Annotated in this window: 16 protein-coding genes; 13 read left to right on the top strand and 3 right to left on the bottom strand. The window is 70.6% G+C overall.

Going from position 1 to position 14911, the window contains the following annotated elements; genetic code table 11:
* Positions 1-229 precede the first annotated feature (229 nt).
* The 4 genes from IAG42_RS08430 to IAG42_RS08415 all read left to right on the top strand — a co-directional run bounded on the left by IAG42_RS08430 (position 230) and on the right by IAG42_RS08415 (position 3862).
* A complete protein-coding gene (locus IAG42_RS08430; protein WP_188336403.1) occupies positions 230-883 on the top strand; it encodes a response regulator transcription factor in 654 nt (217 codons plus the stop codon).
* A 7-nt stretch (positions 884-890) separates the two neighbouring features.
* A complete protein-coding gene (locus IAG42_RS08425) occupies positions 891-2132 on the top strand; it encodes a sensor histidine kinase (RefSeq protein ID WP_188336402.1) in 1242 nt (413 codons plus the stop codon).
* 427 nt (positions 2133-2559) lie between these two features.
* On the top strand, positions 2560-2856 hold the full coding sequence (locus tag IAG42_RS08420) for a DUF4193 domain-containing protein (RefSeq protein ID WP_018535993.1): 297 nt from the start codon (positions 2560-2562) through the stop codon (positions 2854-2856).
* Positions 2857-2869: 13 nt separating this feature from the next.
* The gene (locus IAG42_RS08415) at positions 2870-3862 is read left to right on the top strand and encodes a hypothetical protein (RefSeq protein WP_188336401.1); all 993 of its coding nucleotides are present in this window, start codon (positions 2870-2872) and stop codon (positions 3860-3862) included.
* A 51-nt stretch (positions 3863-3913) separates the two neighbouring features.
* Here IAG42_RS08415 and IAG42_RS08410 read toward each other — a convergent pair whose 3' ends face one another.
* Complete coding sequence (locus IAG42_RS08410; RefSeq protein ID WP_188336400.1) at positions 3914-4363, bottom strand: DUF3093 domain-containing protein; 450 nt, start codon at positions 4361-4363, stop codon at positions 3914-3916.
* Between the two features lie 58 nt (positions 4364-4421).
* Between IAG42_RS08410 and IAG42_RS08405 the strand changes: the two genes are divergently transcribed.
* From IAG42_RS08405 to IAG42_RS08365, 9 genes are all read left to right on the top strand, one after another.
* Positions 4422-5006 (top strand): PaaI family thioesterase, encoded by a 585-nt coding sequence (locus IAG42_RS08405; protein ID WP_188336399.1) that lies wholly within the window; start codon positions 4422-4424, stop codon positions 5004-5006.
* On the top strand, positions 5003-5548 hold the full coding sequence (gene dut / locus IAG42_RS08400; protein ID WP_188336398.1) for a dUTP diphosphatase: 546 nt from the start codon (positions 5003-5005) through the stop codon (positions 5546-5548). The genes IAG42_RS08405 and dut overlap by 4 nt, the downstream gene beginning before the upstream one ends.
* 1 nt (position 5549) lies before the next feature.
* Positions 5550-6314: a DUF3710 domain-containing protein gene (locus tag IAG42_RS08395; RefSeq protein ID WP_188336397.1), complete on the top strand. Its 765-nt coding sequence runs from the start codon at positions 5550-5552 to the stop codon at positions 6312-6314.
* Between the two features lie 289 nt (positions 6315-6603).
* On the top strand, positions 6604-7821 hold the full coding sequence (locus IAG42_RS08390; RefSeq protein ID WP_223205909.1) for an alginate lyase family protein: 1218 nt from the start codon (positions 6604-6606) through the stop codon (positions 7819-7821).
* Between the two features lie 126 nt (positions 7822-7947).
* Positions 7948-8682: an ABC transporter ATP-binding protein gene (locus IAG42_RS08385; protein WP_188336395.1), complete on the top strand. Its 735-nt coding sequence runs from the start codon at positions 7948-7950 to the stop codon at positions 8680-8682.
* A gap of 144 nt (positions 8683-8826) precedes the next feature.
* Positions 8827-11397, top strand: a complete 2571-nt coding sequence (locus IAG42_RS08380) for a sensor histidine kinase (RefSeq protein ID WP_188336394.1) — start codon at positions 8827-8829, stop codon at positions 11395-11397.
* Entirely contained in the window at positions 11394-12077 is a 684-nt protein-coding gene (locus IAG42_RS08375) for a response regulator (RefSeq protein ID WP_188336393.1), read from the top strand. Before IAG42_RS08380 ends, IAG42_RS08375 begins: the two co-directional genes overlap by 4 nt.
* 83 nt (positions 12078-12160) lie before the next feature.
* Entirely contained in the window at positions 12161-12571 is a 411-nt protein-coding gene (locus tag IAG42_RS08370; RefSeq protein ID WP_188336392.1) for an OB-fold nucleic acid binding domain-containing protein, read from the top strand.
* Between the two features lie 3 nt (positions 12572-12574).
* Positions 12575-13381, top strand: a complete 807-nt coding sequence (locus tag IAG42_RS08365; RefSeq protein WP_188336391.1) for a DUF3159 domain-containing protein — start codon at positions 12575-12577, stop codon at positions 13379-13381.
* Between the two features lie 114 nt (positions 13382-13495).
* On the opposite strand, the gene IAG42_RS08360 is transcribed toward IAG42_RS08365, so the two are convergent.
* Both IAG42_RS08360 and IAG42_RS08355 read right to left on the bottom strand, forming a co-directional pair.
* Positions 13496-14167 (bottom strand): potassium channel family protein, encoded by a 672-nt coding sequence (locus tag IAG42_RS08360; RefSeq protein ID WP_161301657.1) that lies wholly within the window; start codon positions 14165-14167, stop codon positions 13496-13498.
* The gene (locus IAG42_RS08355) at positions 14167-14838 is read right to left on the bottom strand and encodes a potassium channel family protein (RefSeq protein ID WP_188336390.1); all 672 of its coding nucleotides are present in this window, start codon (positions 14836-14838) and stop codon (positions 14167-14169) included. The genes IAG42_RS08360 and IAG42_RS08355 overlap by 1 nt, the downstream gene beginning before the upstream one ends.
* Positions 14839-14911 lie beyond the last annotated feature (73 nt).

Genomic DNA, 14911 nt, shown 5'->3' with positions numbered 1-14911 from the left:
GTGGCATGCCACATACAAAGCGTGATCGCGGGTGTAAACCCGTCCTCCCCGTGCTTCCTCCCGCGGAAACCTCAACCCCACGAGAAAAACCGGCATTCCCGGGGCCTCACACCGCCTTACAGCCGGTTTATGGCCGAAAGGGGCAGGATGGTGACTCACACCCCGTGACCGAACCTGCCCGTGTGCGCCCGAGCGCTGCCCGCAGGTGACCAGAGGAAGGACAAGCGACGTGCGCGTACTCGTCGTCGAGGACGAGCAGCTGCTCGCCGATGCGGTGGCCACCGGACTGCGCCGGGAGGCCATGGCCGTCGACGTCGTGTACGACGGTGCGGCCGCCCTGGAGCGCATCGGCGTCAACGACTACGACGTGGTCGTCCTCGACCGCGACCTCCCGCTCGTGCACGGCGACGACGTCGCCCGCAAGATCGTCGAGCTGGGCATGCCCACCCGCATCCTGATGCTCACCGCCTCCGGCGACGTCAGCGACCGCGTGGAGGGCCTGGAGCTGGGCGCCGACGACTACCTCCCCAAGCCCTTCGCGTTCAGCGAGCTGACAGCCCGCGTGCGGGCGCTCGGCCGCCGCACGAGCGTGCCGCTGCCGCCCGTCCTGGAGCGCGCCGGCATCAAGCTCGACCCGAACCGCCGGGAGGTCTTCCGTGACGGCAAGGAGGTCCAGCTCGCGCCCAAGGAGTTCGCCGTCCTGGAGGTCCTGCTGCGCAGCGAGGGCGCCGTCGTCTCGGCGGAGCAGCTCCTCGAGAAGGCCTGGGACGAGAACACGGACCCGTTCACGAACGTCGTGCGCGTCACCGTCATGACCCTGCGCCGCAAGCTCGGCGAGCCCGCCGTCATCGTCACCGTGCCCGGCTCGGGCTACCGGATCTGAGTTCTCCATGGCCGCCACCCCCGCGCCCCCCTCGGCGCCCCCGAAACCGACCTGGAAGCCAGGGGCGAAGGACGAACCGCCCTTCCCCTGGCTCCGGCCCACGATCCGCATAAGGCTCACGCTGCTCTACGGCGGCATGTTCCTGATCGCGGGCATCCTGCTCCTCTCGATCATCTACCTGCTCGCCGCCCAGGCCCTGAACGTGGGCAGCGAGCTCCCCTTCAAGATCGTCGAAGGCACGGTCTCCAGCAGCGTCTGCAACATTCCGGACGGCACCAAGCTCCCGGCCAGCGAGCTGAACAGCGCGCTGAACGACTGCGTCGCCCAGCAGCGCAACCACGCGCTGGACGTCCTGCTGAGCCGCTCCCTCATGGCGCTGCTCGGCCTCGCGGTCATCGCGTTCGCCTTCGGGTACGCGATGGCGGGCCGTGTGCTGTCCCCGCTGGGCCGCATCACGCGCACCGCGCGCCGCGTGGCCGGCACGGACCTGTCGCGCCGCATCGAGCTGGACGGCCCGGACGACGAGCTCAAGGAGCTGTCCGACACCTTCGACGAGATGCTCGACCGCCTGGAGCGGGCCTTCACGGCCCAGCAGCGCTTCGTGGGGAACGCGTCGCACGAGCTGCGCACGCCCCTGGCGATCAACCGCACCCTCCTGGAGGTCCACCTCTCCGATCCCGGCGCCCCCGTGGAGCTCCAGCAGCTCGGCAAGACACTCCTCGCGACCAACGAGCGCAGTGAGCAGCTCGTGGAGGGCCTGCTCCTGCTCGCCCGCAGCGACAACCAGATCGTCGAGCGCAAGCCCGTGGACCTGGCGGAGGTCGCCTCGCAGGCGATCGACCAGGCCCGGGCCGAGGCCGACGAGAAGGGCGTGGAGATCCGCGGGGAGCGCAAGGAGGCGGTCGTCCAGGGCAACGGCGTACTCCTGGAGCGCATCGCGCTGAACCTGGTGCAGAACGCGATCCGGTACAACGTCCGCGAGGGCGGCTGGGTCCAGGTCGACACCGAGGCCCAGCACGGCCAGGCGGTCCTCGTCGTGGCCAACACGGGCCCCGTCGTCCCCGCGTACGAGATCGACAACCTCTTCGAGCCGTTCCGACGGCTGCGCACCGAGCGCACCGGCAGCGACAAGGGAGTGGGCCTCGGTCTGTCCATCGCCCGGTCCGTGGCCCGGGCGCACGGCGGCCGGATCACCGCCACACCCCGCGAGGTGGGTGGGCTCGTGATGCGCGTCACCCTGCCGATCTAGAGGCGTTCGATGTGCGGCGCGCCTGCGGATCTGACATGCTTCCGCCGACGCGCTGGAGGAGTTCGCTTTTAGCGGAATTTTCGGGACCTGCACCCGGGGAGTCCGTGTGTGATCGATCACATGGGCGAATTTCCGGCCATCCACGCTCTGTGAGCGCACGGGCCTTCGGAAAGCCGGGAAAATCCGGGTTTTCGGGCGCCCTGATCACGGGAAGTACACGGGATGGCGCCTGTGCGGTGCGTTGATCGGACCGTGTACGGTCCCGTTCGCCACCCAAGCCGATCACTCAAGAGGAGTCCGGTTGGGTGTCGATTGAGTAACAGACCTTGATGTGAGGCAAAATCTCCGCCTCAGGTCGGGCACAAGTCCGGCCTCTCATGCGTTACGTGCGCTGAGACACCGCATACACCCAGAGGGGGAGAGCGACATGGCAACGGATTACGACACCCCACGTAAGACCGATGACGACCTCAACGAGGACAGCATCGAAGAACTGAAGTCCCGGCGGAACGACAAGTCCGCGTCGAACGTCGACGTGGACGAGTTCGAGGCGGCCGAGGGCCTGGAGCTTCCGGGCGCCGACCTCTCGAACGAGGAGCTGGCCGTCCGCGTCCTGCCCAAGCAGCAGGACGAGTTCACCTGCATGAGCTGCTTCCTGGTGCACCACCGCAGCCAGCTCGCGCGGGAGAAGAACGGTCAGCCGATCTGCCGCGACTGCGACTGAGGCAGGGTCGGGCATGACCGGCTCGACCCCGCCCTGGAAGCGCCTGACCCGGAAGAAGGACGACCCGGGGACGGCACAAGGCCCGTCCGAGGCCGTGCGCGAAGACGAGCGAGGCTCTTCACCCTTCGAAGACGCCTCGCTCGAATCAGCGGACGACCGGCAGACGGCGGGCGCCCCGACGGCCACCGGCACGGTGGACCTGCGCTCAGCGGGTCACAGCGCCGTGACCCGGCCCGAGGAGCCGCCCGCCAGAAGCCGTACGGCGGCCGTGAGGGACGGCATACGCAGAAGCGGCAGCGCCGCACGGACAGGCATCTCCAAGAGCGGCAGCGCCGCGCGTACGGGGATCGTCAGAAGCGGTGCCGCCGCCAAGGCCGGTATCGGCTACATCGCCGACCGGATCATCGACAACGCGCCACGGGTCCCCGTCCGGGACCTGGCCACGCTCCGCCGGCAGTTCCCGGGCCTCGGCCCCGAGAAGCTCGCGGACAAGCTCGTCATGGGCGCGGCCAACGCCTCGTCCACCGTGGGCGCGGGAGTCGGCGCCGCCGCCATGCTGCCCGTACCGCCCGCGATGCCGACCGAGCTCGCCGCCGAGATCACCGGAGTCGCCGCGATCGAGCTCAAGCTCATCGCCGAGCTCCACGAGGTCTACGGACTGCGCCCGCCCGGCGGTCTGAAAGAGCGCACCAGCGCCTATCTGACCTCCTGGACGGAGGAGCGCGGCATCGACGTGTCCAAACCGATGACGATCAACGCGGCGCTCGGCGGTCAGATGAAGCGCGAGCTCCGCCAGCAGATCATGAAGCGCATGGTGCGGAACCTGCCGAGCCTGACGCCGTTCATGGTCGGCGCGGCCGTCGGCGCGGTCATGAACCGCCGGGACACCAAGAAGCTCGCCGAGCGCGTGCGCAAGGACCTCAGGCGCCTCCAGGTGCCCTGGGACGCCCTGCCCGAGCTGCCGGCCCTGGACGTCCCGAAGGACGCCCTGGAGATCGAGGACTGAGTCCGGGCACCCGCCCGGCCCGTCCGGCCACCCGGCCCGCGCCCCCGCGCGTCAGCCCCGGCGCAGCGCCTTCGCCAGCGCCTCGGGCTCCCGGGTCGACACGTAGACGTACGGCGTCGGATCGGTCGGATCGGTGACCTCCGCACGCACCGCCGTCGGCACGTAGCTGCGCAGCAGCATGAAGGCGCGCGGATCGGACTTGTACGTGCGCCAGGCGCGCGCCTCCTCCGCGTCCAGGACCTCCACGTCACCCAGAGCCGCCAGCGGGATCTTCGCGTCGCCCGCGATCAGCGCGTCACCCACGACGCGGACCCGCACGGAGCCGTACGAGCTGGTGATCACGGCCGCGAAGAGCAGGCCGCCGACGAAGCCGCCGAGCAGCGGCAGCGTGCCGAAGGGCAGCAGCGTCAGGCCGCACGCGACACCCACCAGGAACGTGACGAGCCACCACGCGCGCGGGGCGGTGAGGCGTTCTTCGTAAGGCGTCGTCGAGAGCTCCATGCGCTCAAGCTTGGCACGATGCGTGAACGCACTGGACGCGCGGGTAAGGTCTGCGCCTGTGAGTGGTACTTCAGCAGCTCTGACGCCCCCCGCCGACGCCATAGCGCCGGTGCGGCACCCCGACGCCCCCGCCCCCGGCTCGCTCATCGGCGCGCACTACGGGCACTGTTTCGGCTGCGGCGGCGAGCAGCCGCACGGGCTGCATCTGGCGGCGCGGGCCGGTGACGGCGTCAACGTCACCGCCGAGTTCACAGTGCGCCCCGCGCACCAGGGAGCGCCCGGGCTCGCCCACGGCGGGCTGCTCGCGACCGCGCTCGACGAGACGCTCGGCTCGCTGAACTGGCTGATCCAGACCATCGCCGTGACCGGCCGTCTCGAGACGGACTACGTGCGTCCGGTGCCCGTGGACACCGTGCTGCACCTGTCCGCCGAGATCACAGCCATCGCGGGCCGCAAGATCTACTCGACCGCGACCGGCCGGATCGGCGGCCCCGACGGGCCCGTCGCGGTCCGGGCCGACGCCCTCTTCATCGAGGTCAAGGTCGACCACTTCATCGAGAACGGCCGCGAGGAAGAGATCCAGGCGGCCATGAGCGACCCGGACCAGATCCGGCGTGCCCGTGCCTTCGAGGTGAACCCGTGACGCACCAGCCCCTCGACGTGCTCATCACGCGCGTCGATCCCGACGTACCGCTGCCCGCGTACGCGCACCCCGGAGACGCCGGCGCGGACCTGCGCACCACCGAGGCGTGCGAGCTCGCCCCCGGCGAGCGGGCCGTCCTGCCGACCGGTGTTTCCATCGCCCTGCCCGAGGGGTACGCGGCCTTCGTGCACCCACGGTCCGGTCTCGCCGCACGCTGCGGTGTCGCCCTGGTGAATGCCCCAGGGACGGTGGATGCCGGGTACCGTGGAGAGATCAAGGTGATCGTGGTGAATCTCGACCCGCGCGAGAGCGTGCGGTTCGAGCGCTTCGACCGGATTGCCCAACTGGTCGTCCAGCAGGTCGAGAGGGTGCGCTTCCGCGAGGTGGCGCAGCTTCCCGACTCGGTGCGGGCCGAGGGGGGATTCGGGTCCACCGGCGGACACGCCTCTGTGGGCGGCTCCACCGGCGCCCATGAGGGCACAGGCGGTCAAAAGGGTGGGAATCGATACGCTTCGGTCGTATCCGACCGGGAAGGACAGTGACGTGTTCGGACGTCGCAAGAAGAACGGCTCCGCTGAAGACGCAGTGGACGCGGCGGGCGAGGCCGAGCAGGTCGACGGCGTCGACACCGGGGTCGACGGGGAGCAGGAGCGTGTGCGGCTCGAGCCCGAGCCGCGTCCCGACGGCCCCTGGGACTCCTCCGAGGTCCGCGAGCCCGGTGAGGGCCGCGTCGATCTCGGCGGGCTCTTCGTCCCCGGCGTGGAGGGCATGGAGCTGCGGGTGGAGGTCGCGGGCGACGCGATCGTCGCCGCGACCGTGGTCCTCCAGGACAGCGCGGTCCAGCTGCAGGCCTTCGCCGCCCCCAAGAAGGAGGGCATCTGGGGCGAGGTCCGCGAGGAGATCGCCGGTGGCATCACTCAGCAGGGTGGTGTGATCGACGAGGTCGAGGGTCCGCTCGGCTGGGAGCTGCGGGCTCAGGTGCCTGTGCAGCTGCCCGACGGCACGGGCGGCTTCCAGGTCGTGCGCTTCGTCGGTGTGGACGGCCCGCGCTGGTTCCTGCGCGGTGTCATCTCCGGCCAGGGCGCGGTGCAGCCGCAGGCTGCCGGCCTGCTGGAGCAGATCTTCAAGGACACCGTCGTCGTGCGCGGTGACGGCCCGATGGCCCCGCGCGACCCGATCGTCCTCAAGCTCCCCGACGACGCGCAGATGGTCGCCGAGGGCGCCGCGCAGGACGCCCAGGAGGGCTCGCGCTTCTCCGGCGGCATGGGTCAGCTGGCCCGTGGCCCGGAGATCACCGAGGTCCGCTGACGCGATCGGCGCGCGGGTACCCGCACAGGCACGAGGCCGGGGCCGCACATCCCGAGAGGGTGTGCGGCCCCGGCCGTTTTCGTGTCAGCCCAGGGGTCATGGACCGAAGGTCGAAGGTCGGAGGTCGGAGGTCGGAGGTCGGAGGCTGGAGGCTGGAGGGGCAGGGGCCTCAACTGCCGTCCCTTCCCGAGCACTTGACGGGATGCTGGTCCGTACCTAGGGTCACCGGCCAGCGCCGTGGTTCACATCGGCGCCCCACGTTCACATACGAGAACGGATGGCCCCCACCATGCAGGCTCGTCACGGAAGACCGCGCACCACCCTGCTTGCCTCCCTCCTCACCTCCGTCGCCTCCGTCACCGCGCTGGTCGCCGGAGCCCTCGCCTGGCCCGGCGCCGACCGCGCCGACGCCGCCCCCGCCGCGTTCGCCCACCCCGGCGTCACCGTCTCCCAGGGGCAGCTGGACCTCGCCAAGGCCAAGATCGACGCCGGTGCCCAGCCCTGGAAGAGCGCCTTCGACCAGATGAAGGCCAGCAAGTACGCCGACCTGAACCGCACACCCAAGCCCCGGGCGATCGTCGAGTGCGGCTCCTACTCCGACCCCAACTACGGCTGCACGGACGAGCGTGAGGACGCCATCGCCGCGTACACCGACGCGCTCGCCTGGTACTTCACCCGGGACGAGCGCTACGCGAAGAAGTCGATCGCGCTCATGGACGCCTGGTCCGCCACCCTCCAGGACCACACCAACAGCAACGCCCCGCTCCAGACCGGCTGGGCCGGCTCCTCCTGGCCCAAGGCCGCCGAGATCATCAAGTACACGTACACCGGCGGCTGGCCGAACGAGGGCCGCTTCAGGACCATGTTGCGTGACGTCTACCTGCCCGAGGTGATCAACGGCTCCAACTCCAACGGCAACTGGGAGCTCACGATGACGGAGGCCGCCGTCGGCATCTCCGTCTTCCTGGAGGACAAGGCCTCGTACGACAAGGCGATGGCCACCTTCCGTACACGCACGCCCGCGTATGTGTACCTGGCCTCGGACGGTGCACTGCCCAAGACGGTGCCGAGTCAACATCTCGATACCAAGGAGAAGATCGTCAAGTATTGGCAAGGCCAGTCCACCTTCGTGACCGGGTTGACGCAGGAGACCTGCCGCGATTTCGCCCACACCGGATACGGCATCGCGTCCATCTCCCACATCGCCGAGACCAGCCGTATCCAGGGCCAGGACCTGTACGGCACGGACGTCGGCGAGCGGCTGCGCCAGGCGCTCGGCTTCCAGTCCCGCTACGAGCTCGGTGAGACGCCGCCGAGCTGGCTGTGCGGCGGCACCGTGAAGCGCGGCCTCGGGCCCGTCACCGAGGTCGGCTACAACGCCCTGCACACCCGCCTGGGCACCGCCATGACCAACACCCAGAAGCTCACCGAACAGCAGCGGCCCGCGGGCTCCAACAACCTGTTCGTCGCCTGGGAGACCCTCACCCACGCGGAGAACCCCGCCTGACCCGCCGGACCTGTCGGAACCCGCCGGCCATGACCGGTCCGAGCTGGTCTCGACCATTGCCCGGCCGGGCGCCCAGCGGCCATACTGGCGCCCGGCCGGGAACGTACGTACGGGGGAGCGGTACCGATGAGCGAGAGCGCCGAGGCGAGAACCACCGTCCTGGAGAAGGACCCACAGGGCCCGATGGTCGTCGTCGAGAACCTGCACCGCTCCTACGGATCCGGCGCCGCCGCCGTCCACGCCCTGCGCGGCGTCTCCTTCGAGATCCCGCGCGGCGAACTCGTCGCCCTCAAGGGACGCTCCGGATCCGGCAAGACGACCCTGCTCAACCTCGTCGGCGGCCTCGACGAACCGGACAGCGGACGCATCGTCGTCGACGGCCTCGAACTCTCCGGCCTCGGCGAGAACGGCCTCCTGGAGTTGCGCCGCGACCGCATCGGCTTCATCTTCCAGTCCTTCGGACTCATCCCGATCCTCACCGCCGCCGAGAACGTCGGCATCCCCCTGCGGATGCGCGGCGCCGACCCGCGCGAGCGAGAGGAGCGCGTCGACCTGCTGCTCTCCCTCGTCGGCCTCGACGGGCACGCCAAACAGCGGCCCGGCGAGCTCTCCGGCGGCCAGCGCCAGCGCGTCGCCATCGCCCGCGCCCTCGCCAACACCCCCGCCCTGCTCATCGCCGACGAGCCCACCGGACAGCTCGACGCGCAGACCGGGCTCGCCGTCATGGAACTCCTGCGCGCCGTCGTCCGCAGCGAGAACGTCACCGCGCTCGTCGCCACGCACGACGCCACGCTCCTCGACCTCGCCGACCGCGTCCTGGAGCTCAGCGACGGCGAGATCGTCGAGCACGGACGCGCCTGACGCACCCGACGCGCCCCCCGCACCGCATCAGAGTTCTGTCAAAGAGGCCCGTTCACCAGGCCTCCGTCCCATTTGCGAGAATTCCTGGCCGTAGGGTCGACTCTGCGATACCGCGAGCGGCGGTGACAGGAAGACGATGAGGCCATGGGACGCGGCAAGCTCCGGATCTACCTCGGTTCCGCACCGGGCGTCGGCAAGACCTACGCCATGCTGTCCGAGGCGCACCGCCGGGTCGAGCGCGGCACCGACTGCGTCGTCGCCTTCGTCGAGCACCACGACCGGCCCCGCACCGAGGTGATGCTGCACGGCCTCGAACGGATCCCGCGCCAGGAGATCACCTACCGCGGCGCCGTCTTCCCCGAGATGGACGTCGACGCCGTGCTGCGCCGCGCCCCCGCCGTAGCCCTCGTCGACGAGCTCGCGCACACGAACGTGCCCGGGTCGCGCCACGCCAAGCGCTGGCAGGACGTCGAGGAACTGCTCGCCGTCGGCATCGACGTCATCTCGACCGTCAACATCCAGCACCTGGAATCACTCGGCGACGTCGTCGAATCCATCACCGGCGTACGGCAGCAGGAGACCGTCCCCGACGAGTTCGTCCGCCGCGCCGACCAGATCGAACTCGTCGACATGTCGCCCCAGGCGCTGCGCCGCCGCATGGCGCACGGGAACATCTACCAGCCCGACAAGGTCGACGCGGCCCTGTCCAACTACTTCCGCCCCGGCAACCTCACCGCGCTGCGCGAACTGGCCCTCCTGTGGGTCGCCGACCGCGCCGACGAGTACCTCCAGGAGTACCGCGGCGAGCACAACATCCGCTCCACCTGGCAGGCCCGCGAGCGCATCGTCGTCGGCCTCACCGGCGGACCCGAGGGCCGCACCCTCATCCGGCGCGCCGCGCGGCTCGCCGAGAAGGGCGCCGGCGGCGAGGTCCTCGCCGTCTACATCGCGCGCAGCGACGGCCTGACCGCGGCCTCGCCCAAGGAACTCGCCGTCCAGCGCACCCTCGTCGAGGACCTCGGCGGCACCTTCCACCACGTCGTCGGCGACGACATCCCCGCCGCGCTCCTGGAGTTCGCGCGCGGCGTCAACGCCACCCAGATCGTCCTCGGCTCCTCGCGCCGCAAGACCTGGCAGTACATGTTCGGACCAGGCGTCGGCGCCACCGTCGCACGCGAGTCCGGGCCCGACCTCGACGTCCACATCGTCACGCACGAGGAGGTCGCCAAGGGCCGCGGACTGCCCGTCGCCCGCGGCGCCCGGCTCGGCCGGTCCCGGATCGTGTGGGGCTGGCTGATCGGCGTCGGCGGCCCCGCGCTGCTCGCGCTCGCCCTCACCCACGTCGACGCCGACCTCGGCCTCGCCAACGACATGCTGCTGTTCCTGGCCCTGACCGTGGCGGCGGCCCTCGTGGGCGGACTGCTGCCGGCGCTGGCCTCGGCCGCGTTCGGCTCCCTGCTCCTGAACTACTTCTTCACCCCGCCCAAACACCTGTTCACCGTCGCCGACCCCAAGAACATCGTCGCCATCGCGATCTTCGTGGGCGTCGCCGTGTCCGTCGCCTCCGTCGTCGACCTGGCCGCCCGCCGCACCCACCAGGCCTCCCGGCTGCGCGCCGAATCCGAGATCCTGTCCTTCCTCGCGGGCAGCGTGCTGCGCGGCGAGACCAGCCTCGAAGCGCTCCTGGAGCGGGTCCGCGAGACCTTCGCCATGGAGTCCGTCGCCCTCATGGAGCGCGCCGGCGACACCGAGCCCTGGACCGTCGCGGGCAGCGTCGGACCCCACCCGCCCGACCGGCCCGAGGACGCCGACGTCGACATGCCAGTCGGCGGCGGCTACGACATGGTGCTCGCCCTCTCCGGCCGGGTGCTGCCCGCCGAGGACCGCCGCGTGCTCGCCGCGTTCGCCGCGCAGGCCGCCGTCGTGCTCGACCGCCAGCGCCTGCAGTCCGAGGCCGACCGCGCCCGCACCCTCGCCGAGGGCAACCGCATCCGCACCGCTCTCCTCGCCGCCGTCAGCCACGACCTGCGCACCCCGCTCGCCGGCATCAAGGCGTCCGTCTCCTCCCTGCGCTCCGAGGACGTCGACTGGTCGCCCGAGGACCGGGCCGAACTCCTCGCCGGCATCGAGGAGGGCGCGGACCGCCTCGATCACCTCGTCGGCAACCTCCTCGACATGTCAAGGCTCCAGACCGGCACGATCAACCCGTTGATCAGGGAGATCGACCTCGACGAGGTGGTCCCGATGGCCCTGGTCGGCGTACCCGACCCGGAGGCCAGCGTGCAGCTGGACGTGCCCGAGACGCTGCCCATGGTGACCGTCGACAAGGGCCTCCTGGAGCGCGCCGTCGCCAACGTCGTCGAGAACGCCGTCAAGTACAGCCCGCACGACGAACCCGTCCTCGTCTCCGCCAGTGCCCTGGGCGACCGCGTGGAGCTGCGCGTCGTCGACCGCGGGCCCGGCGTCCCGGACGAGGCCAAGGACCGCATCTTCGCCCCGTTCCAGCGCTACGGTGACGCTCCGCGCGGCGCCGGTGTGGGCCTCGGGCTCGCCGTGGCGCGCGGGTTCGCCGAGGCCATGGGCGGAACACTGACCGCGGAGGACACTCCGGGCGGCGGCCTCACCATGGTCCTCACCCTGCGGGCGGCGCCCCGCACCCCCCGGGCGGCGGCCGCCGCACCGGGAGCAGCGACGCAGAGAGGCAGGCACGCATGACCCGGGTGCTCGTGGTCGACGACGAGCCGCAGATCGTCCGCGCCCTCGTCATCAACCTGAAGGCGCGCAAGTACGAGGTGGACGCGGCGGGCGACGGAGCCCAGGCGCTCCAGCTCGCGGCCGCCCGCCACCCCGACGTGGTCGTCCTCGACCTGGGCCTGCCCGACATGGACGGCGTCGAGGTGATCAAGGGACTGCGCGGCTGGACCCGGGTACCGATCCTGGTCCTGTCCGCACGGCACTCCTCCGACGAGAAGGTGGAGGCCCTCGACGCCGGCGCGGACGACTACGTCACCAAGCCCTTCGGCATGGACGAGCTCCTCGCCCGGCTCCGCGCGGCCGTGCGACGGGCCGAACCCACCGGTGGCGGCGAGGACGAGGGCATCGTCGAGACCGAGGACTTCACGGTGGACATGGCGGCCAAGAAGGTCCACCGCGACGGACGCGACGTCCGGCTCACGCCCACCGAATGGCACCTGCTGGAGGTGCTCGTGCGCAACACCGGGCGCCTGGTGAGCCAGAAGCAGCTCCTCCAGGAGGTGTGGGGCCCCTCCTACGGCACCGAGACCAACTATCTGCGCGTCTACATGGCGCAGCTGCGCCGCAAGCTGGAGACGGACCCCTCGCACCCGCGGCACTTCATCACCGAGCCGGGCATGGGCTACCGCTTCGAGAAGTAGGCCGCACCGGCGCGGGGAGAGGTGGGTCTCACCGGGAAGCGGCCCTTTCCCGCCTGTCCGCGGGCCCGGGTAGGCTTCCTTTCATGAGTGCTGTTCCCCGTTCCGACAGGGCGTCCGAGAAGCCGGCCGGCCGGTTCCGTCGCATGCTCGACCGACTGTCCACCTCCCAGGAGGACCTGGAGTCGGAGGAGCTGCGCGAGGACTCGCAGACCACGGGCTGCACGCGGATCGACCACTGCCAGGACCGACAGATGGTCACCGTAACTGGTACGTTGCGCACGGTGACCCTGCGGCCACGTGCCGGAGTCCCCGCTCTCGAGGCGGAGTTGTTCGACGGCTCGGCCGCGCTGGACGTGGTGTGGCTGGGGCGCCGCTCGATCGTCGGGATCGAGCCGGGCCGCAAGCTCATCGCCTCCGGGCGGGTCTCGATGAGCCATGGCCGTAGGGTGCTCTTCAACCCGAAGTACGAACTCAGACCGCTCGGACGGGAGTAGCCGGTGACGTCGCTCGACAAGCCGACCGATCGTGAACTCGGAGTCGATGCCGATGCCGAGACCGCCGACTCCAAGGCGGTGACCGAGGCCGCGCTCTTCGAGGCCTTCGGCGGCGTGCGGGGCATGGTGGAGACCGTCGCCCCCGGCCTCCTCTTCGTGACCATCTTCACGATCAACAAGGACCTGCGCATGTCGGCCATCGCGGCCGTCGCGGTGTCCCTGGCGCTCGTCGTCGTGCGACTGGTCATGCGGGACACCGTCAAGCACGCCTTCAGCGGCGTCTTCGGCGTCGCCTTCGGTGTCGCCTTCGCGATGATGACGGGCAACGCCAAGGACTTCTACCTCCCCGGCATGCTCTACACGCTGGGCCTCTCCCTCGCGTACATGATCACCACGATCTGCGGGGTGCCGCTCATCGGGCTCATCCTCGGACCGGTGTTCAAGGAGAACCTGTCGTGGCGCACGCGTAACCCCGGCCGCAAGAAGGCCTACGCGAAGGCCAGTTGGGCCTGGGGCCTGATCCTGCTCGCCAAGTGCGCGATCCTCTTCCCGCTCTACTGGTGGGCGGACACCACGCAGTTCGGCTGGGTGCTCGTCGCCCTGAAGATCCCGCCGTTCCTGCTCGCCGTATGGCTCACCTGGGTCTTCCTCGCCAAGGCGCCCGCGCCCATCGACGTGTTCGCGGAGATGGAGGCGGCCGAGGAGGCCGAGGCCGCGCGCAAGGCCGAGATGGAGGCCGCCGGCACCGGCGCCGAGCCACGGTCCGCCGAACGCAAGAGCGGCGGCGCACGCCACCGCCGCGAGGCCTGAGACGCCCGCGCACCGAGCAGGGGCCTGAGACGCCCGCACACCGAACAAAGGGGTGAGCCCCGGCGAGCACTGCTCACCGGGGCTCACCCCTTTGCTCACGTCCGTCCGGCGGCGCTACGCGTCCTCGCGCCGCACCGACAGCAGATCCTCCAGCTGCTCCTCCCGGGCCTGCGCCGCGACGAACAGCAGCTCGTCACCGGCCTCCAGGGAGTCCTCCTGGCTGGGCGCCAGGACCCGCGTGCCACGGATGATCGTGACCAGCGAGGTGTCCTGCGGCCACTGGACGTCACCCACGCGCGTGCCGGCGAGCGCCGACTCGGGCGGCAGCGTCAGCTCCACCAGGTTCGCGTCGCCGTGGCTGAAGCGGAGCAGGCGCACCAGGTCGCCGACGCTGACCGCCTCCTCGACCAGGGCCGACATCAGACGCGGCGTCGACACCGCGACGTCCACGCCCCACGACTCGTTGAACAGCCACTCGTTCTTCGGGTTGTTCACGCGGGCGACGACGCGCGGGACGCCGTACTCGGTCTTCGCGAGCAGTGAGACGACCAGGTTGACCTTGTCGTCACCCGTGGCCGCGATGACCACGTTGCAGCGCTGCAGCGCCGCCTCGTCCAGGGAGGTGATCTCACAGGCGTCGGCGAGCAGCCACTCCGCCTGCGGGACGCGCTCGACCGAGATCGCGGTCGGCGCCTTGTCGATCAGCAGGACCTCGTGCCCGTTCTCGAGCAGTTCGCCCGCGATCGAGCGGCCCACCGCGCCGGCTCCGGCAATGGCGACCCTCATCAGTGACCGCCCTCCTCTTCAGGACCCTCGGCGAACGCCGCCTCGACCTTGTCGACGTCGTCCGTGCGCATCATCACGTGCACGAGATCGCCCTCCTGCAGCACCGTCTGCGACGTCGGCAGGATCGCCTCGCCGAGCCGGGTCAGGAACGCCACGCGCACACCGGTCTCGTCCTGGAGGCGGCTGATCTTGTGCCCCACCCAGGCGTCCGAGGCGTGCACCTCGGCGAGCTGGACGCCCCCGGTGGGGTCGCGCCACAGCGGCTCCGCGCCCGACGGCAGCAGCCGGCGCAGCATCTGGTCGGCGGTCCACCGGACCGTCGCGACGGTCGGGATGCCGAGGCGCTGGTAGACCTCGGCGCGGCGGGGGTCGTAGATGCGCGCCGCCACGTTCTCCACTCCGAACATCTCGCGCGCCACCCGGGCCGCGATGATGTTGGAGTTGTCACCGCTGGAGACGGCGGCGAAGGCGCCCGCCTCCTCGATGCCGGCCTCGCGCAGGGTGTCCTGGTCGAATCCGACGCCGGTGACGCGACGGCCGCCGAAACCGGAGCCCAGACGGCGGAAGGCCGTCGGGTCCTGGTCCACGACGGCGACCGTGTGCCCCTGCTGTTCCAGAGTCTGGGCGAGTTGGGACCCTACGCGGCCACAGCCCATGATCACGATATGCACGGCCCTACCACGCACTCCTCATAGGCCTACCGACCTGGGTAAACGTCCTGCTCATGTCTCTCTCTCGCGGCTC

This window comes from Streptomyces xanthii (assembly GCF_014621695.1).
Taxonomy (GTDB): Bacteria; Actinomycetota; Actinomycetes; order Streptomycetales; family Streptomycetaceae; genus Streptomyces; species Streptomyces xanthii.
This window is presented reverse-complemented; position numbering and strand designations above follow the sequence as displayed.

What these genes read in the sequence shown, in the direction of transcription:
- IAG42_RS08425 (WP_188336402.1), top strand. Translation starts at nt 891, where the DNA reads ATGGCCGCCACCCCCGCGCCCCCCTCGGCGCCCCCGAAACCGACCTGG.
- IAG42_RS08420 (WP_018535993.1), top strand. Translation starts at nt 2,560, where the DNA reads ATGGCAACGGATTACGACACCCCACGTAAGACCGATGACGACCTCAAC.
- IAG42_RS08415 (WP_188336401.1), top strand. Translation starts at nt 2,870, where the DNA reads ATGACCGGCTCGACCCCGCCCTGGAAGCGCCTGACCCGGAAGAAGGAC.
- IAG42_RS08410 (WP_188336400.1), bottom strand. Translation starts at nt 4,363, where the DNA reads ATGGAGCTCTCGACGACGCCTTACGAAGAACGCCTCACCGCCCCGCGC.
- IAG42_RS08390 (WP_223205909.1), top strand. Translation starts at nt 6,604, where the DNA reads ATGCAGGCTCGTCACGGAAGACCGCGCACCACCCTGCTTGCCTCCCTC.
- IAG42_RS08385 (WP_188336395.1), top strand. Translation starts at nt 7,948, where the DNA reads ATGAGCGAGAGCGCCGAGGCGAGAACCACCGTCCTGGAGAAGGACCCA.
- IAG42_RS08380 (WP_188336394.1), top strand. Translation starts at nt 8,827, where the DNA reads ATGGGACGCGGCAAGCTCCGGATCTACCTCGGTTCCGCACCGGGCGTC.
- IAG42_RS08375 (WP_188336393.1), top strand. Translation starts at nt 11,394, where the DNA reads ATGACCCGGGTGCTCGTGGTCGACGACGAGCCGCAGATCGTCCGCGCC.
- IAG42_RS08370 (WP_188336392.1), top strand. Translation starts at nt 12,161, where the DNA reads ATGAGTGCTGTTCCCCGTTCCGACAGGGCGTCCGAGAAGCCGGCCGGC.
- IAG42_RS08360 (WP_161301657.1), bottom strand. Translation starts at nt 14,167, where the DNA reads ATGAGGGTCGCCATTGCCGGAGCCGGCGCGGTGGGCCGCTCGATCGCG.